The organism is Chryseobacterium cucumeris (assembly GCF_001593385.1).
GTDB lineage: Bacteria > Bacteroidota > Bacteroidia > Flavobacteriales > Weeksellaceae > Chryseobacterium > Chryseobacterium cucumeris.
In genome coordinates this window covers 22734-40543 of sequence record NZ_LUVZ01000046.1, presented here as the reverse complement: position 1 = coordinate 40543, position 17810 = coordinate 22734, and the positions used below count along the sequence as shown (strand labels likewise).

At 33.5% G+C, this 17810-nt stretch carries 16 protein-coding genes, 1 tRNA gene and 1 pseudogene; 11 read left to right on the top strand and 7 right to left on the bottom strand.

Going from position 1 to position 17810, the window contains the following annotated elements; all coding sequences use genetic code 11:
- Positions 1 to 751: 751 nt before the first annotated feature.
- The 6 genes from A1704_RS22060 to A1704_RS22040 all read left to right on the top strand — a co-directional run bounded on the left by A1704_RS22060 (position 752) and on the right by A1704_RS22040 (position 6086).
- Positions 752 to 1567 (top strand): RNA polymerase sigma factor, encoded by an 816-nt coding sequence (locus A1704_RS22060; RefSeq protein ID WP_062676159.1) that lies wholly within the window; start codon positions 752 to 754, stop codon positions 1565 to 1567.
- 1 nt (position 1568) lies between these two features.
- Entirely contained in the window at positions 1569 to 2663 is a 1095-nt protein-coding gene (locus A1704_RS22055; protein WP_062676304.1) for a hypothetical protein, read from the top strand.
- Positions 2664 to 3173: 510 nt separating this feature from the next.
- Entirely contained in the window at positions 3174 to 3347 is a 174-nt protein-coding gene (locus A1704_RS24590; RefSeq protein WP_157885795.1) for a hypothetical protein, read from the top strand.
- Between the two features lie 278 nt (positions 3348 to 3625).
- Positions 3626 to 4402 (top strand): hypothetical protein, encoded by a 777-nt coding sequence (locus tag A1704_RS22050; protein ID WP_062676158.1) that lies wholly within the window; start codon positions 3626 to 3628, stop codon positions 4400 to 4402.
- Positions 4399 to 4665, top strand: coding sequence for a hypothetical protein (locus A1704_RS22045; protein ID WP_062676157.1), 267 nt, complete (start codon positions 4399 to 4401; stop codon positions 4663 to 4665). The genes A1704_RS22050 and A1704_RS22045 overlap by 4 nt, the downstream gene beginning before the upstream one ends.
- Positions 4666 to 4985: 320 nt before the next feature.
- Complete coding sequence (locus A1704_RS22040) at positions 4986 to 6086, top strand: hypothetical protein (RefSeq protein WP_062676156.1); 1101 nt, start codon at positions 4986 to 4988, stop codon at positions 6084 to 6086.
- Positions 6087 to 6110: 24 nt separating this feature from the next.
- Here the strand turns inward: A1704_RS22040 and A1704_RS22035 are convergent, their stop codons facing one another.
- The 3 genes from A1704_RS22035 to A1704_RS22025 all read right to left on the bottom strand — a co-directional run bounded on the left by A1704_RS22035 (position 6111) and on the right by A1704_RS22025 (position 8029).
- On the bottom strand, positions 6111 to 6518 hold the full coding sequence (locus A1704_RS22035) for a hypothetical protein (RefSeq protein ID WP_131797560.1): 408 nt from the start codon (positions 6516 to 6518) through the stop codon (positions 6111 to 6113).
- A gap of 165 nt (positions 6519 to 6683) precedes the next feature.
- A complete protein-coding gene (locus A1704_RS22030) occupies positions 6684 to 7640 on the bottom strand; it encodes an IS1595 family transposase (protein ID WP_062676154.1) in 957 nt (318 codons plus the stop codon).
- Between the two features lie 110 nt (positions 7641 to 7750).
- Positions 7751 to 8029: a hypothetical protein gene (locus tag A1704_RS22025; RefSeq protein WP_062676153.1), complete on the bottom strand. Its 279-nt coding sequence runs from the start codon at positions 8027 to 8029 to the stop codon at positions 7751 to 7753.
- Positions 8030 to 8642: 613 nt separating this feature from the next.
- Here A1704_RS22025 and A1704_RS24980 point away from each other — a divergent pair.
- Together A1704_RS24980 and A1704_RS24975 are read left to right on the top strand one after the other, a co-directional pair.
- Positions 8643 to 9557, top strand: a pseudogene (locus tag A1704_RS24980) (recombinase family protein); the annotation flags it as partial.
- Entirely contained in the window at positions 9487 to 9657 is a 171-nt protein-coding gene (locus tag A1704_RS24975; protein WP_238590672.1) for a hypothetical protein, read from the top strand. The pseudogene A1704_RS24980 and the gene A1704_RS24975, both read left to right, overlap by 71 nt.
- Positions 9658 to 10176: 519 nt before the next feature.
- Here A1704_RS24975 and A1704_RS22015 read toward each other — a convergent pair.
- Positions 10177 to 10247 (bottom strand) — tRNA-Gln (locus A1704_RS22015).
- Positions 10248 to 10611: 364 nt separating this feature from the next.
- Between A1704_RS22015 and der the strand changes: the two genes are divergently transcribed.
- Together der and upp are read left to right on the top strand one after the other, a co-directional pair.
- Positions 10612 to 11922, top strand: a complete 1311-nt coding sequence (der, locus tag A1704_RS22010) for a ribosome biogenesis GTPase Der (RefSeq protein ID WP_062676152.1) — start codon at positions 10612 to 10614, stop codon at positions 11920 to 11922.
- A gap of 154 nt (positions 11923 to 12076) precedes the next feature.
- Positions 12077 to 12727: a uracil phosphoribosyltransferase gene (gene upp, locus A1704_RS22005; protein WP_062676151.1), complete on the top strand. Its 651-nt coding sequence runs from the start codon at positions 12077 to 12079 to the stop codon at positions 12725 to 12727.
- Between the two features lies 1 nt (position 12728).
- On the opposite strand, the gene A1704_RS22000 is transcribed toward upp, so the two are convergent.
- The 3 genes from A1704_RS22000 to A1704_RS21990 all read right to left on the bottom strand — a co-directional run bounded on the left by A1704_RS22000 (position 12729) and on the right by A1704_RS21990 (position 16043).
- Positions 12729 to 13415 (bottom strand): alpha/beta fold hydrolase, encoded by a 687-nt coding sequence (locus A1704_RS22000; protein ID WP_062676150.1) that lies wholly within the window; start codon positions 13413 to 13415, stop codon positions 12729 to 12731.
- 149 nt (positions 13416 to 13564) lie between these two features.
- Positions 13565 to 14218, bottom strand: coding sequence for a ComF family protein (locus tag A1704_RS21995; RefSeq protein ID WP_062676149.1), 654 nt, complete (start codon positions 14216 to 14218; stop codon positions 13565 to 13567).
- A 346-nt stretch (positions 14219 to 14564) separates the two neighbouring features.
- On the bottom strand, positions 14565 to 16043 hold the full coding sequence (locus A1704_RS21990; protein WP_062676148.1) for a helix-turn-helix domain-containing protein: 1479 nt from the start codon (positions 16041 to 16043) through the stop codon (positions 14565 to 14567).
- 127 nt (positions 16044 to 16170) lie between these two features.
- Here A1704_RS21990 and aceB point away from each other — a divergent pair, with 127 nt between their 5' ends.
- Positions 16171 to 17745: a malate synthase A gene (gene aceB / locus A1704_RS21985; protein WP_062676147.1), complete on the top strand. Its 1575-nt coding sequence runs from the start codon at positions 16171 to 16173 to the stop codon at positions 17743 to 17745.
- Positions 17746 to 17810: the final 65 nt, after the last annotated feature.

Sequence of the window (17810 nt, the reverse complement as noted above, 5' to 3'; positions counted from 1 at the left end):
AATTGACGATGTTTTCTCGAGCCAAACGACCAATTTTCAACCGAGAGAACCGTGAAATCGCTTCGTGTCTAAAAAGTTCATTACTTTTGTATCGGCATGGAGTGGTTCTCACGTTAGCTTTAGGTTGAAACTTTATAAATCTTAAGATTTTAAAGTTGGGTTTGGTCGCCCATGGCTCTAAAGCGTGAGATCGCTCCTTGCCTTTTACAAGGAAATTTTTCATACAGAAAATATCGTTCTATACCAACATTTAAAATAGTTAATATGAGAACGAAATTGTCCAATATTCCAATTAAGGAATCACCAGCAGGTTAATCCTATTTTCAATAAAGGCTATCAGCTCTATACCTAACATTATAGTAAGGTATGTTTTGATATGGATTTACAAAATAAACCTACTACTAAAGTTGGTCATCTTTTAAACTTGCACCTTAAAAGTAATATTTTGTCTCCTAACTACCAAATTCTGACTCTTCAAAGGTAAAAGAACAGAAGGATAGACCTGTTTTTCAAAATCAAAAAAATTCAAGCATTCAAATCAGTCAAACTTTGTCCTTAGGTATAAGAAAGTACACTTGTATTTTCCCTTTCGTACAGAAAAAATTAAGAGCAATTAGCCAGGAGAATGTTAAAAAAAATACACAGAATTAGATAAATCCAAACGTAGTTAAGATGTATGGAAGAGCTTCAGAAAAATTTTAGATATCAGATTAAAATTCTTCCAGCAATAATTTAGCTAAAATATACTGCTATGAAAAGAACAGACTCTTTACCCCGAATGTTGAGCGATCATCAGTTATATGAATTGCTGAAAAAAGGTAATCCGACCTCTTTAGAACATATCTATTTACGCTACAAAAGACTTCTCTTCTGGCTTGGCAGACAAATGCTTGAGGATGATTTTGTAGTGGAGACACTTGTGCAGGACACTTTCCTTAAACTTTGGATACACCGTGATTCCATTGAAACTCCCAATCATATTCTTGGCTTTTTACGGTTTGTTTTGAAAAGAGACTGTATCTCTTATTTCAATGCTCCAAAAAATAAATTCACCCGCTTAGTTGATTCCCTTGAACGTTTTGAGAATTATCAGGATTATCTTATCGGTTATGATCCCATGCAAGATAAAGAGCATCTTATCCGTCAGGAGTCCGATCAAAAAGATTTTGATGAAGTTAATAGGGTTTTAAATGTAATAAGTCCCAAAAGAAAGCACCTGATCAGACTTTGTCTTGAGTACGGCTTTCAGTACAAATCCATTGCAGAGGCAATGGGAAGCAGCGTAAAAGACATAAGCAATGAGGTTAACAGAGCCATAGACGATCTTCGGAAAATTCTTAATAGAAGTTCTCTTGAAAAACCAAAGGAAAAACCTTCCGATAGTGAAGAGCAACCAAATAAATTAAGCAGTCAGCAGCTTGAGATTATGAAAAGAAGGGTCGAACAAAAATCTTCTTTCATAGTAATTGCCAAGGAACTTAAGCTTTCTGAAAAGCAGGTCCATCGGGAGTTTCTATATGCTTATCAATATCTACAAAATAAAAACATCTCCGAAAAAGCTCATTGAAATGGAAAAATCAACGATTACACTTACCCGAAAAATTCAGCTGCTGATCGACGTTCCTTCCAATGAAAAAAACGAAGTGTGGGAAAAGCTCTACCGTTACCAGAACCGATGTTTCCGAGCGGCTAATTTAATCGTTTCCCATCTGTATGTTCAGGAAATGATTAAGGATTTCTTTTACTTCACCGAAGAAATCCAGTACAAGTTGGCTGATTCAAACAAAGGTCAAATGGGAATATTTACACGTTCTAAAACAAACACAACGGCACGCATGGTTTTTGACCGGTTCAAAGGAGAGATTCCTACCGATATTCTTGGAAGTTTGAACAATACAATTCAATCTGTTTTCTCTAAGAACAAAGCCGACTACTGGCAGGGCTTAAAATCTTTGAGAAACTTTAAGAGAAATATTCCCATTCCGCTTCCGGTTAAATGTATCAGCAAAATGAGATATGATCCTGAAAAGAAAGCATTTTGCTTCAACATATTTGCTATTCCGGTTAAAACATATTTAGGGAAGGACTTCTCCGATAAGCGCCTTATAATGGAACGTCTTTTAAGGGGTGAAATAAAGCTTTGTACATCACAGATCCAAATTAAAGAAGGAAAAATCTATTGGCTCGCAGTATTTGAATTTGAAAAAGAAAAACATCTTTTACAACCTGAAATCATCGCCGAGGCTTCCCTGTCTTTGGAACATCCTATCGTAGCAAAAGCTAACAATGTGCGAATCAGTATTGGTACAAAAGAAGAGTTTTTGTATCGCAGGCTTGCCATTCAGGCAAGTCAAAAGAGAATTCAGTCCGGAGTTACCTATGCGCGCTCTGGAAACGGAGTCAAACGCAAACAGAAAGCATTGTATAAAATAGAGAACCTTGAAAGCAGATATGTAAGCCATAGGCTTCACTTGTATAGCCGGAAACTTATAGATTTCTGCATCAAACAACAGGCGGGCACACTTATTCTTAAAAATCAGGAAGATAAAATTGGTATTGCAAAAGAGCAGGAATTTGTGCTTCGCAACTGGAGTTATTATCAGTTACAGACCAAAATAAAATACAAAGCTGAAAAAGCTGGTATCGAATTAATCATTGGATAGCTGAAAAAAAATGAGGGTGCTTGTACACCCGTAGGGTGAGGTCAAAAGCACTCACTAAATACATGATAGTATATACAACGGCGTGGGCTCTTTTTTATATATATAATATGGAACAGAAATACATAATAGAAAAATATTAAATGTTTTACAATAATGTTTTGAATAAAGCAAGAGGCTTTAGCTATTGACTAGGTGATAAGTGTAATCAGGAGAAATTTACTTTACCTGAATAAAAGGAAGAGATAGATGAAGATCTCTAGATGGATAATAATCCAATTGAAATGTACATAAGGTGAAACCTCCAATTCTTTTGTGGGCGGAAAATACGAGTTTTAAAATAAAGCCATTAAAAGACATAGACATTCCTTCAAAGCCGAATAAAATTATTATTCAATTTCGATAATAATTTTAGATAATGATATATAATGATGTACCAAATAATTAAACTAACTTCGATAGTATAACGCTTCAATATCATGTACGTTTATACATATTACAAATTCAATTATTATGAAATCATTAAAAGAATTTATCACCGAAAACTTAGAGGAATCTACTATTACAACAGTTCAAGAAAACACTGAACAAACTAATGAAAATCATGACAACATAAATACTAAAGAAACTAATGAGAACAACGAAAATATTCTAAAAGGGTCGTCAAATGATGAAAAGACTGATTAAATATATAAATAAATATTGATGACTTTGTTTTTTATTATACATTGCTATGTAAATAACTATTCGAGAAAATATTGGAAAAGAAGCTAAAGAAAATTTCAATCAATATATTAGAGAGCGTATAATACAGAAAGAACTTGAAAAATAATTTTTAACACGTCAAGTTTTGTCGTCATGTATAATGAAATTCGAAAAATTAAAATAATGTAACTATAAGATTAAAATCTAATTTTCTCTACTGTTAATTTTTTGTAAATTTACGTTTCAAAAATTTAATATGAATGAATAAAAAATATTTACTTTATTTAATACCATTAATAGTTGGATATATTGTTGGACATTTTTTCCCAATTAGTATATTAAAACCTAATTATCCTGATACAGAAGTTTTAACTAAGGCTCAATATTATCAATTTGCTATAGCAATTATTGCGGCTTCTATAACTTTTTGTGCTGTTTTAGTTGCTCTTTTTAAAGACGATTTAAGAGAATATTGGAAAAAACCGCAGATTAATGTCAATATGTCTACTGATAGACATACTATAGAAGAGTTTAATACAGCATCAGAATCAGGCTCATCATCTGATCCACTGATCGCAGGAAGATATATTTCCAAGGTTGAAATTGAAAATATTGGAAATTTAGCGTCTTTGAATACAGAAATTATATTAGAAAAACTTCAATTTAAAGAAAAGGACACAAATATTACTCAAGATATAGAATGCTCTGGAAAACCTCTAAATTGGAATGGTTTAGATGCAACAAGTATAACATTGCCTGTTGGGGCAAAGAAAACCATCAGTATAGTCTCAATTAGTGCTCCGGAGAAAATGTCTAGACCAGACGGTCAATCTATGAAAGTTCCTCCGAAAATTGTTGTTGGAGAAGTTGAAACAAATAAAGAGCAAATTAAAGGAACATGGACAGCGGTTTTTACTATTTATGCCCAAAATTACAAACCTACATCTTTTACTGTTGTAATGGAATGGACAGGAATTTGGAAAACAAGATTAACAGAATTTAACTCACAATATCAAATAAATCTAAAAAAGAAATGAAAAAAGTATATCTAATACAATATAATGCAAGTGATAGTATATATTTTGAATCACGTGTTAAAAATTTAGGTGACTGGGTTAAATATTTTAGTGATAATTATATTATAGTTTCAGAATTAGATGCTACGCAAATATATGACCAATTAACAGAAGAAGATGACACGAAATCAATATTAATAATACAGTTAGACACTAAGAATTATTACGGTAGAATGAATACTAAGGTCTGGGACTTTTTAAAAAAACATAAGGTACTAAAATAAATTTCTTTATATATTAATGTATAAACCCTCTATTTAAGAGGGTTTTGCGTTTTTCAGCCTTAACAATTTTTATTATATTTGTGGTAATAAAGTATCATTCTTAGGAATGTAAAAATAAATCGTGCTTAATTGCATTATTGCTGACCAAAACTACCACAACGAAGTTTTTGACTTCAATTATAAAAGCAAATAATGTATATAGGGTACGCCTGTATTGGCGTGGCTTGTATCATTGCTTTTAAGGGTGTGGTAGCCCTTGGTTAACGTGGTACAATGTCCACGCTTTATTTTTATCAAATATTAACCAAAACTACCACACAATGAAATTTGAATTATCTACATTCAAAGCAATAACATCATGTTCTATATTGATGTTTGCAAACCTATCAGCCCAAACAACTTTTAGTATCAATTCCGAGGTTATCAGTAAACTAAAAGCTGAACAAAGAATGGTTTACCCTATTACAACAAGAGAAGTAGAATATTACCCTTTTGTTAAAGGTAAAGTTCCTACTTCTCAGTATGAGATATTTCTTCAGTCAAAGAAGTATTTTGAACAAGAATATAACGACTATATGAAATCTCCTAATAAATCAAACTCTTATACACCTGCTTTTGTTACAGAATACCCTAAAATGCTTGAAGAGGAAAAGTCATTTTCAGAAGAAGAAAAGTACACTGATGGACTTGTAAAATCAAATATGATAGCAAAACGAAATGCATATATGATTGATATGGAAAAACCTTTGATGAACCTCGAGGAATTGAAAGGTAACTATAAAGAAATATCAAGCACTATGCTTATTTCAGCAGATGATGTTGAAAACCGATTTTTAAAGAATGAATTGTCGGATGATTTACGTAGTTACTTAGGGTATCCATCAGGTAAATCGAATACTTTGATGCAGAATATTGATACAGGTAAATTCTATTTGGTACTTTATGATACATTTCAAAATATCCTTGTAATAAATAATACTGGAAACGTTGAGAAGTTATTAACCTCGATGGGTTATAAAACTTACGAGCAAAATGGTCATAAGTACATTATCACAAAACATTATAAAGTTCCATGTGATGCTATTTTATACAATACCTTGAAAAAGGATAAGGAATACCTAAAGAAAATAGATACATGGTTTGAACAAATGCAAGGATTAAGAAAACAAGCATTGTCATATAACCCAAAGTTTGATAATTATATTAGAATATATAGGTTACAAAGAAACCGAATGTCAAAAGCTGATATTTCTGCATGGACAACATTAACTAAATCAGCAATCTCTTTAAATAAACAATTCGTGGCTTTAAATGATAAGTTATGGGGAGTTGATTATGAAACTTTAGATAAAAGCTACTTGAAGAATTCTAATGAGTTTGATAATTATCTGAGTGCTTCTATAGGCGTCCTAGGTTTATAACTGAAATCCGGCATTGCCGGATTTTTAATTTTCTTCGACTTTAATCGAGCCATATTCAGTAAGCACTCTAGTTTTAAGAATTCCTAGTACATAAGATATGAAATGATTTTTATTAAAGTTTTCATAAAAAGAAAGCCTTATATCTGCTAAAAATTTTTGATTATTTTTATTTTCAAAAGTTAATTGTCGAATGTTGGGAATTAGAGTGTCAATATCATGATGCTTAAAAATAACCTCAAATTCAACCTCTTGTAAATCTGGCAATTGAAATTTAATTATATAATGTAGTTCACAGAAAGAAGTGTTGTAATTCTTCTCTATATATTTTCCTCTTATATCAAATTTTGTTTGATCACCATAATAGTCTGTTAGATACTCATTAAAATAACTAGTTAAACATTCAACAATTTCTTCTATTGATCGTTTTTTCATTGGTTTAAAATATGGTATAAATTTACCCAAAAATCCTACCAAACGAAATTTATATGTGAGAAATCTATACTTTAGAAATACTCTTGTTCTTCTACTAAACAATAAAAAATTAGACATTTGCTTTAAATTTTAAATTGTTTAATAAAACTATTCTACATTAATTTTTTAAGCTATCAGCTCTTCGTAAGTAAGCCTTTCAGTAGCAGTTAGCAAGGCAAGGTTGAACCTGTCTCCTTCTTTGTAATTTTTGGTATTATATCTGAAAGCAAACTCATCACAGTACTTTTGCAGATGTTTAGGGCTAACAGAATGATAGATGCCTAAAATACCTCGTTTTAACAAACTCCAGAATCCTTCAATACTATTTGTATGAAAGTTATCTTTTACATATAATCCCTCATTATGGGGAATCTTTTTATGAATGAAATTTTTATAAAGTTTTGAATATCCAACCCAACCATCACTAACAACTATTGAACCCTCTTCAACCATATTTTTGATGACATTAATTAAAGTTTTACCTTTTGTATTGGGAACAATTTCTGTGGTTACCATTCCATTACTTAAAAGACCAAATACAACGGTTTTTGTTTTAGTACTACGACCTTGAGTATTTTCTGTTCTATTTTTCTTTGACTTCTTTTGGTTCTTTCCTCCTACAAAAGTTTCATCAACTTGAGTAATGCCATCAAATTTTCCTAGTTTATCAGCTTTAAAGGCATTTCTTATTCTACTAAGCATAAACCAAGCGGTTTTCTGTGTCACATCAATATCCTTAGCCAATTGATGACTACTAATTCCTTTTTTGTGGGATGCAAAAATATAGATAGCTAAAAACCATTTTTTGAACTTTATATTTGAATCTTCGAACATAGTCCCAACCCTTACAGTAAAACGTTCTCTGCAATCCTTGCATTTATAAAGACCTTTAAATTTTCCTGCTTGTTTTAATTTGTAATGGTTTTCTCTGACGCTTCCACAATGAGGGCAAACCGGTTCTCCATTCCAACGTAATTCTTCAAGATATTCTCTGCATTTATGTTCGGTATCTAAGACCTCTATCATTTTAATTAGAGAATGGAATTCTGTATTGTTAAATTCTGATTTTGAATAACTTAACATCTTTGTTTTATTAAAATTATAAAAATTTGGTGAGGCTGAACAATGCAGTAAAACTTATTTTTAGAAAGTTTTACTGCATGATTGTCAGCTTGTTAGAATCCGAAAGTTGTTTAATTATTCAAAGGATTTAATACTGTATTAACAACATAAAGAACCTTGTCTATTGAAACATTGTTATATAATACTTGATAGATATGACTTCCTTTAACTAATAGAAAGAGTGATGACAACTTTTCAATTGTTGAAAGAATGTTAATTAGTGAAATTTTTTTTGAATTGTTATTAGCATTTGCGGTGCTAAATTCAAAATTTTTTAAAGATTCTTCAATTACAATTCCTTGGTGGGATAAGGAAGTAATTTTCTTTTGGGTGTTGTATTTAATATTCATAATGAGGATTTTTGAATTGATTAAATGCAACAACCTGAAAGAGCCGATATAAGTATTATGTTAAATTAAACACCAAAAAAAAATTTTATTCTTATGATCTATTATAATTACGTTCTAATAAATTAAGTCCACTAAACATTAAAAATATTATTTAGATTAATTATAAATTACAATCTAATTTCAAATTTTAACACTTAAAAGCGAGATTCTTGAAGTTTTTGAATGAAAAAATCCAGCATAAAATTGCTGGATTTTTATGATGGAAATATTGATAAAAAATAAGAATATCCCACTTGCTTTAAAGATGTGAAATTAATAATGAATCTGTTATTTTGTTGTAGTTTTGAAAATTAAAAATTATCGTTTGGTACATCATTATATATCATTATCTAATTTTATTTGAAATTTATACAGAGTGCTGGAGGACAATAAAATAAAAAAAATACCCATTGAGGAGGTGGTAGAATTTTTTCAAAACGAAGGCATGGAAATAACTGAGGAAGAAGCAGAACTGATCACTGAATTTCTGTACACTCTTACCTTGGCTGTTATTAGACAATACTTCAGTTCTGAATAATGTATTTCTAAAGCTATCCTCTAGTATTTACTAAATATGAAAATTATGAAGGTAGCAGATTTATATATCCGTGTTTCTACTGATGAACAGGCAGACAAAGGATACTCACAAAGAGATCAGGAGGATCGTTTAAAAAAATATTGTTTATCTAACAATATCTCTATTGGACAAATAATCTACGAAGACCATTCCGCAAAATCATTTAACCGCCCCGGATGGATAAGACTTTTAACTACACTTAAAAAGAGAAGTTGTAAAACAAACCTTATCCTATTTACTAAATGGGACCGCTTCAGCCGTAATGCAGGAGATGCATATCAAATGATAAGTACACTTGCAAAATTGGGAATAGAACCACAGGCCGTTGACCAGCCTTTGGACCTTTCTATTCCCGAAAATAAAATGATGCTCGCAATTTATTTGGCAGCGCCTGAAGTCGAAAATGACAGAAGGGCGCTTAACGTGTTTTATGGAATGCGTAGGGCAAAAAAAGAAGGAAGGGTTATGGGAAAAGCACCATTTGGTTATGCTAACAAAAGCAGGGAAAATGGTGAAAAGTATATTGTACTGCAAGAACCTGAAGCATCAGCCATGAACTGGGCTTTTAATGAGATTGCAAAAGGGGTATTGGCCTCAAATCAAATCAGAAAAAGGGTCAATGAATTAACAATTAAAAAGGTGAGCAGAACATCTTTTCATGTGGCAATAAGAAATCCCATATACTATGGAAAAGTATTTTTAGAAAAACACAAAGATGAAGAAGCATATTTTGTAGATGGTCAGCATGAAGCTTTAATCAGTGAGGAGTTATTCAACAGAGTGCAAGAAGTACTGGATGGTAAAAGGAGACTCCAGCGGCCTAATACTAAAATTCTTTCAGATGAGCATTTTCCATTACGGGGTTTTTTGGTATGTCCTAAATGTGGAAAAAATATTACAGCAAGCGCTTCAAAAGGTAGAAATAACAGATACTACTATTATCATTGCAATGCAGTCTGTGGATTCCGCCACAGAGCAGAATTGGTCAATTCAGTTTTTGAAGAAGGATTAAAGCAATTGGAAATGACTGAGCCTGCAAAAAAGCTTATAGAAAAAGTATTTCTGGATAACTATCAGAAGTTTATAAAAACTCCACAGAATGAGAGAAAGAAGGTATCCGATGAGATCGATAGGTTGAATTCAAGGATTTCTCTGGCGAGAAATAAACTGCTTTCCGAAGTAATTACCGATGAAGAATATCTTGAAATAAAAAAAGAATATAAAGAGCAGATTGAAAAGCTGGAAAGACAATTAAGTAACAAGCCGGAAGAGAACAAAATGAATGTACCAAAGCTACTGGAAAAGGCATTAGAAACGCTTACTAATATCTGGAAAATCTATACAGAAGGGGATATTGCAGTTAAGCGCCAAATTATCGGTTCGATTTTTCCTGAAAAACTTGAATTTGACGAAAATCATTATCGAACCACAAGAATTAATGCTATAGTTTACTATATCTTTCAGATTAACAATGGATTATCACAAAATAAAAACAGGAGAAATGATAATAATAATCATTTCTCCTGCTATGTAGACCCACAGGGATTCGAACCCCAGATGACTGAACCAAAATCAGTAGTGTTACCGCTACACCATGGGTCTGTTTCTATGCCGCGAAATTATAGAAATTATTTTAAATATGAAAATCTAAATTAAAGATTAATTAACATAATAAGGATGCAAAACGCTTTACTTATTGATATCCAAATAATTATTTTTTAATAAAAATTTAAAAAAAAATCTGCTTCTCCTAGTAAATATGAGATTTGTGGATATTATCTGTTCAATTGGAAGAGTACGGTTAACGTTAATTTATCAGATAGATAATACATCTCACCTCTTTTTCCCAGCTTCCATCTGTTAAATAATAAAACCCTATCTTTGCAAAAAATTGGGCTCCAAAAGTTGGAGTAACCCATTAATAACATATCCTTGAGCAAAGCAAAAGGATTATTAAACATTTTTTATGTCAAATATTGTTGCAATCGTTGGACGTCCCAACGTAGGAAAATCCACGCTTTTTAACCGTTTATTAGAAAGAAGAGAAGCTATTGTAGATTCTACAGCTGGTGTTACCAGAGACCGTCACTATGGAAAATCAGACTGGAACGGAGTAGACTTTACCGTAATTGATACCGGAGGTTATGATGTAGGTACAGATGATATTTTCGAAGAGGAAATCCGTAAACAGGTACAATTAGCGGTGGATGAAGCCACTTCTATTATCTTTATGATGAACGTAGAAGAAGGGCTTACCGATACAGATCACGAAATCTACAGACTTCTTAGAAGATCCAACAAACCAATTTATATCGTTATCAATAAAGTAGATTCTGCAAAGGAAGAACTTCCTGCAACAGAATTCTATCAGCTAGGAATTGATAAATATTATACACTTTCTTCTGCTACAGGTTCTGGAACAGGAGATTTATTAGATGATATCGTTAAAGATTTTCCTACTACAGAATATAAAGATCCATTTGAAGGATTACCTAAAATCACGATTGCAGGTCGTCCAAACGTAGGAAAATCTACAATGACCAATGCTTTATTGGATGTTGAAAGAAATATTGTAACCGATATTGCAGGAACTACAAGAGACAGTATCCAGACTTTATATAACAAATTCGGACACGAGTTTGTATTGGTAGATACGGCGGGGATGCGAAGAAAGTCTAAGGTAAATGAAGATCTTGAATTCTACTCTGTAATGAGATCGATCCGTTCTATTGAATATTCTGACGTTGTGATCATCATGGTGGATGCTACACAGGGTTGGGAATCTCAGGATATGAATATCTTCGGTTTAGCTCAGAAAAACAGAAAAGGAATTGTAATCCTTGTGAATAAGTGGGATTTGATCGAAGACAAGCAGACCAATACGATGCGTGATTTCGAAAAATCAATCAAAGATAAAATTGGTCAGTTCCAGGATATTCCAATCCTATTCGTTTCAGCTTTGACGAAGCAGAGAATCTTAAAAGCTGTAGAAGTAGCCATGGAGGTTTATGAAGACCGTAAGAAGAAAATTAAGACTTCAAAACTGAATGAAGTAATGCTTCCGATCTTCGAACAGACACCACCACCAGCGTTGAAAGGAAAATACATTAAAATCAAATATTGTGTACAGCTTCCTACACCTTCACCACAGTTTGTATTCTTCTGTAACCTTCCACAATATGTGAAAGAACCGTATAAGAGATTTACTGAAAACCAGTTGAGAAAACAATTCGGGTTTACCGGAGTTCCGATTGAAGTTTATTTCAGACAAAAATAATAAGAACTTATGTTCACGAAAACTCCGGCAAGCGAAGCTTGCCGGAGTTTTTTATACCATCAGAACGGACTTCTCCTTAAGTGCAATCTTTCAATTCGTTTTTTAGTTGTAATTTTGCAGCAATTAATATCTGAAATTAAAAATAAAAATTTTCATGCTTACTATTTTATCGCAACACTTTTCTCTGGTCAACGAATGGATTAACGAACTTAGAAACGTTACGATCCAGCACGACCGAATGAGATTCAGAAGGAATATGGAAAGAATCGGGGAGATTGCCGCTTTTGAAATCAGTAAAGGACTGGAGTATAGAGAAGTTGAAATTCAAACTCCTTTAGATACAATAAAAAGCAGAGAAATTGCCGTACAGCCGGTTATTACAACCATTTTAAGAGCAGGAGTTCCATTATTCGAAGGAATTCTTAACTATTTAGACAGAGCAGACTGTGGTTTTGTAGCAGCATACAGAAAACACGATGCTAACGATTATTTCTCAATCAAACAGGATTATCTTACCTGTCCTAGTATCGAAGGCAGACCTTTGATCGTAGCAGATCCTATGTTGGCAACAGGAGCTTCTTTAATTGAAGCGATCAAGGATTTGCTTACCAACGGAAATCCAACCCAGCTTCACATCGTAGCAGCCATTGCTTCAAAACAAGGAGTTGAAACAGTTCAGAATGCTTATCCTGAAGCGCACATCTGGGTAGGAGCCATTGATGAACATTTGACTTCAAAAGGATATATCACTCCAGGATTAGGAGATGCCGGAGACTTGAGCTACGGAGAAAAACTTCAGAGATAATTTAAGAAAGATTCCAGAAATCTTTTATTAAATTCAATAATAAATCAGGTCGTACTTTATCCATAGGATGCTTTGTGTCCGGAAGTACGGCCAGTTTTGCGTTTGGAAGGCTTCTGTACACTCTCATACTCTCTTCAATAGTGACCATATTATCTTTATCTCCTACCATAATTTGAGTTGGAGTAGTAATCGTGGCAAAATTATTTTCCAAAGGAGGATTTTTACCTAAATCAACCATTAGATCAGCAATAGCCGGAAGAAGTTGTTTCCATTTTGTTCCGTGTTGTGATTCTAAAAGCTGAGCATACTGCGGAATTTTTTCAAGAATAATATCAGGATTAAGCATTTTACTTTCTTTTAAAGCCTGTTCCTCAGTCCAATCGAACTTTGTTCCCAATGTTATAATAGAATTTACATTTTCAGGGTTTTCCATGGCATAACAAAGCGCTACATAACCACCCATACTATGTCCGAAAATTAATACTTCAGTCAAATTGTTCACCTTACAATATTCAGATAATTCCTGAGTATATTTTTCAATATTGATGCCACCAGCAGGGAGTTCCTGATCTCCGTGTCCTGAAAATAAAGGGGTGTGTACCGTGAAATATTGGGACAGTGTATTTAGATAAGGTTTAAAAATGTCGCTGTGACCTAAGGCTCCGTGCAGTAAAAGCAGATTTGGCATAGTTGTATAGTTTCCGGAAAATTAGGAAAAAGAATTGAATGGTGAAAATGGGTGGTATATAGAGTAAGAGTGCTTGAGAATGGGAGAGTTTGAGTGGGTTTTTACCTGATAATATTTTTGAAGATGATCTCCACACCTCGTCTTCCGCCTCAAATATCCACAGCCATCACCAATACACTTACTTTATTGTCACCAGCATTTAAAATCTCCCACGCAACTGATGAAACAGTATTTCCTGTGGTAAAAACATCATCAATTAGGAGGATATGCTTTCCAGAAACAGGTTGGGTAACTGAAAATGTATTAGTGGTCTTCAGCCTGTGTTTTTTGTCTTTTAAAGCCTGAGCTTTGGAATAATGATTTCTTTTGACTAATTCATGATCAAACGGAATATCATAAAATTCTGATAATGTTTCTGTGAATAAATGAAGCTGATTATATCCCCGTTCTCTTAATTTCTTTGGATGGAGTGGTACAGTTACTAAAAGATCAGGATGGTCATCTCTAAAATCCAAACGATCTATCATCCACTCTGCAAGAATCTTTCCTATTCTTTCCCTGCTTCTGTATTTCAGTTCATGGATAATCTGCCGGCTTAAACTTTCCTCTTCAAACTGAATTAAAGAAAACGCATTTTCAACCGGAAAAAATAAACTGCATTTTTCCTTGACTGGATTATTTTCAAAATAATTGTAATGGGTAAAATGAATCTGGCTGAAACAAAGGCCACAAACCAATAGTTCTGGATCAATGATTGTGTTGCAGTGGATGCAGCGGTTGGGAAACAATACATCTAATATCATAGTGTGTTTTTACTAAGATAGAAAATAATTGTCAAATTTTGCTTTGCAAAGCCAATGTTGAATTATTATTAACGCTAATGTTCACAAAGTTTGTTATTTTGTATTGTTCTCAAGGGCATTTCATTTAGCAAGGGAAAAGCCTTTTTGTTGCTGAGTGTAACGTCTTGGCGAGCAAAATATTCTAAAATTATAATAGAAAACTTTGTGATCTCTGCGTTTAAGATGAAAATAAGTTATTGTGGATCTTACCCAAGTCCATTACTTACAACTTACAACTTACAACTTACAACTCACACTCCACATAAAATTCACGAGCGAAGCGTATTGAAGATTCACTATTCACTTACTAATTCTCAAATCTCTTCCTGATCTTCTCCACAGAGCTCTTCATACTCATATTAAAATGTTCCTTTTCCAGTCTCACAGGGGGTGCCTGTCTTACTTCGCAATCTGCAATACTGCAGGATTCGCAGGTGACTCCTACATTGATGGTTTTTAAAGAAGGAGATTTGATAAACCCTATTTTCTTTATTGTTTGAGAATTCAATAGAATCCCCAGGCAATAACTTCTGTTGCTTCCATCTGAGAAGGGATTTTTTTGTGAAGTAGAAATCACAAGATAGCTTATTCCCTGATCCTTATAGTGAGAAACCTGAGCATCCGTAAGGGTTTCATTTTCTTTTAAATCACCAAGGTTTTTTACCGCAATCCATCTTCTGCAGTAATGCTCGTTCATTGCATTGGCATGAGGAGCCTGCTGGTGATTAAGATGAAGCTCCTTTAAAATCTGAATCTTATCCGAATTTTTCTTTTTTACCAGACATAGATAGAACAGATCTTTAATTCCCATTTCAGCCGAGAGGATGTTGGTCAGCCGGTAATAAAATGTTTCAGGCGAGTGGGTGAAACTGCTGATAAGACTCTCAAAATTTTTAGGTTCCCATGTATTTTGCTGGAAAAATTCTGCGGTTTTTTCAATGACAGGTTCTTTTGAAATGAGCAATGCACCTGCGAAATAAGACGCGTAAAAGTTATTCAGAATTTCTTCAAAGCTTCCGAAATCAAGCCAAGAATATGTATTGGGACGGTTTTTTAATTCCAGTACATTGAAGCCGATTTCTTTAGCCAGAATGAATGTTTTCTGATCCTTTTCCAGTTTTTGATTCAGAAGTAAAAGTTTTTTCTCAGGAATGAAAAGAGAGCGGAGATTATCCAGAGTTCCATATTTTTCAAAATCTTCAGACTGAATGGTGTAACTGAATTTTTCTGCAAGAATTGCCTCCAGAATGTCAGACTTTAGATCTTTTCCGGGTTGTAACTGATTTTCCCGGGTAAACAGATCAACCTTTTCTTCAATTTCCGGAAAATAGTTATCATATAACTCCTGAAATGACCTTAAGACGGCAAAATAAAATCTTTCCTTACCAAGATTGTAATTCTGAGAAATTTCGATCAGTGCATTGATAAAAGCCGTTACTTTTTTAGGAGCATCACTAATAATACTGATTAGGTTGTTCTTATTGATTCCAAACAGCTCTAGTGGGACTTCTTTGAAGAAATCAGACTGAAGAATTTCGTTGAATGGGGCCAGACTTTTATCCAGCTTGGTAGAAACAAGATCATCGAAAGTGCAGCTGAGTGCTTCAGAAAGCTGAATAATTTTATCGTGTTTGGGATACTTTTTCCCATTCTCAATTTCGTTGAGGTAAGATTTTGATAATCCTGTCTTTACAGCAAGGTCCTGCAGAGACCAGTTTTTCTTTTGTCTCTGCTGTTTCAGTTTTAGCCCGAAAACTGTTTTGATAAAGTCGCTTTCTGAATTCATTACTCAAATATAAATAATTAGATGCGATTATTCGCATAATAATTTTTTTAATAAATTTAGCGAACGTTCGCTAATTGTGAAAATTTTTATTTATGTTTGTAACATCAAATCACAAAATCAATAAGTTATGGAAACAAAAACTCAATTAGAAATAAAGTCACAGAAGCAGTTTGAGGAAATATTTACTCCTGATTTGGCAGATTTTCTGATTTCGCTTCATCAGCACTTTAATGATAAAAGACTTGAACTTTTAGAAGAAAGAAAAATTACTCAGCAAAATTTTGATAAAGGAAATCTTCCTGAGTTCTTAAAAGAAACAGCAGACATCCGGAATGGAAATTGGGTATGTGCTCCGCTTCCTGACGATATGCTGGATAGAAGAGTAGAAATTACCGGCCCCGTTGACCGCAAGATGATTATCAATGCCCTGAATTCCGGTGCTTCTACATTTATGGCCGACTTTGAAGACAGCAGCTCGCCAGTGTGGGAAAACTGTATTCAGGGACAGATTAATCTTTCTGATGCCATTAACCGGACTATTGATTTTGTCAACGAAAAAGGAAAAGCTTACACCCTTAATGAAAAAACGGCTGTTTTACAGGTTCGTCCAAGAGGGCTTCATCTTCCGGAGAAAAATATTGAAATCAACGGAGAAAAAGCATCCGGATCGCTGACTGATTTTGGAATTTATTTTTTCAGAAACGCAAAACAACTTTTGGAAAACGGAAGTGGCCCTTATTTTTACCTTCCAAAATTAGAACACTATAAAGAAGCCCGATGGTGGAATGAAGTTTTTATTTTCGCCCAAAACTATCTCGGAATTCCGGAGGGAACTATTAAAGCTACTGTTTTAATAGAAACCATTACTGCTTCATTTCAGATTGATGAAATTTTATTTGAATTAAAAGAACATAGCGCAGGATTGAATTGCGGAAGATGGGATTATATTTTCTCTTACATTAAAAAATTCAGAAATCTTCCTGAATTTATAGTTCCGGACAGAGATCAGGTGACTATGACCTCTCCTTTTATGAGTGCCTATTCAAAAAGAGTGATCGAAATCTGTCATAAACGAAATGTCCATGCAATCGGTGGAATGGCAGCCCAGATCCCTGTAAAAGACGATGATGAAGCTAATCGTATTGCTTTTGAAAAAGTAAAAAATGATAAAGAAAGAGAAGTGAAAAATGGTCATGACGGAACTTGGGTTGCACATCCGGCCTTGGTACCTGTAGCAAAAGAAGTTTTTGACCAGTATATGCCTTCCAAAAATCAGATCGATAAAAAATTCGAATACCATATAACAGAAAGCCAGTTGCTGGAAATTCCTAAAGGTGATATTACCGAAAAAGGAATCCGAAAAAATATCAATGTAGGAATTCTTTATCTGGAAAGCTGGCTGATGGGAACTGGCGCAGCCGCCATTTATAATCTCATGGAAGATGCAGCTACTGCTGAGATTTCAAGAACACAAATCTGGCAATGGCTGAAAAACGAAGCGGTCCTGAGTGACGATAGAACATTAACCCGAAGTATGGTATTACAGTGGGAAAAAGAGGAAATGGACAATATTGAAAAGTATGTAGGAGAAATCCGTTTCCAAAACGGAAAATTCAACCTTGCCAAAGAACTTTTCAATGAATTGATTTTCTGTGAAAAGTTTGAAGAATTTCTAACCCTTAAAGCATATCCTTTTATATAGTTTGAGAGTGAGAGCGTAGGAGTGTCCGAAATTTGAGAATCATATCTCGAAACCTTGTACCCCGA

Coding starts and splice junctions, on each gene's coding strand:
- A1704_RS22060 (WP_062676159.1), top strand. CDS start 752: ATGAAAAGAACAGACTCTTTACCCCGAATGTTGAGCGATCATCAGTTA.
- A1704_RS22000 (WP_062676150.1), bottom strand. CDS start 13,415: ATGCCAAATCTGCTTTTACTGCACGGAGCCTTAGGTCACAGCGACATT.
- A1704_RS24975 (WP_238590672.1), top strand. CDS start 9,487: ATGAGCATTTTCCATTACGGGGTTTTTTGGTATGTCCTAAATGTGGAA.
- A1704_RS21995 (WP_062676149.1), bottom strand. CDS start 14,218: ATGATATTAGATGTATTGTTTCCCAACCGCTGCATCCACTGCAACACA.
- A1704_RS24590 (WP_157885795.1), top strand. CDS start 3,174: ATGAAATCATTAAAAGAATTTATCACCGAAAACTTAGAGGAATCTACT.
- upp (WP_062676151.1), top strand. CDS start 12,077: ATGCTTACTATTTTATCGCAACACTTTTCTCTGGTCAACGAATGGATT.
- A1704_RS22035 (WP_131797560.1), bottom strand. CDS start 6,518: ATGAAAAAACGATCAATAGAAGAAATTGTTGAATGTTTAACTAGTTAT.
- A1704_RS22050 (WP_062676158.1), top strand. CDS start 3,626: ATGAATAAAAAATATTTACTTTATTTAATACCATTAATAGTTGGATAT.
- aceB (WP_062676147.1), top strand. CDS start 16,171: ATGGAAACAAAAACTCAATTAGAAATAAAGTCACAGAAGCAGTTTGAG.
- A1704_RS22025 (WP_062676153.1), bottom strand. CDS start 8,029: ATGAATATTAAATACAACACCCAAAAGAAAATTACTTCCTTATCCCAC.
- A1704_RS22045 (WP_062676157.1), top strand. CDS start 4,399: ATGAAAAAAGTATATCTAATACAATATAATGCAAGTGATAGTATATAT.
- A1704_RS22030 (WP_062676154.1), bottom strand. CDS start 7,640: ATGTTAAGTTATTCAAAATCAGAATTTAACAATACAGAATTCCATTCT.
- der (WP_062676152.1), top strand. CDS start 10,612: ATGTCAAATATTGTTGCAATCGTTGGACGTCCCAACGTAGGAAAATCC.
- A1704_RS21990 (WP_062676148.1), bottom strand. CDS start 16,043: ATGAATTCAGAAAGCGACTTTATCAAAACAGTTTTCGGGCTAAAACTG.
- A1704_RS22055 (WP_062676304.1), top strand. CDS start 1,569: ATGGAAAAATCAACGATTACACTTACCCGAAAAATTCAGCTGCTGATC.
- A1704_RS22040 (WP_062676156.1), top strand. CDS start 4,986: ATGAAATTTGAATTATCTACATTCAAAGCAATAACATCATGTTCTATA.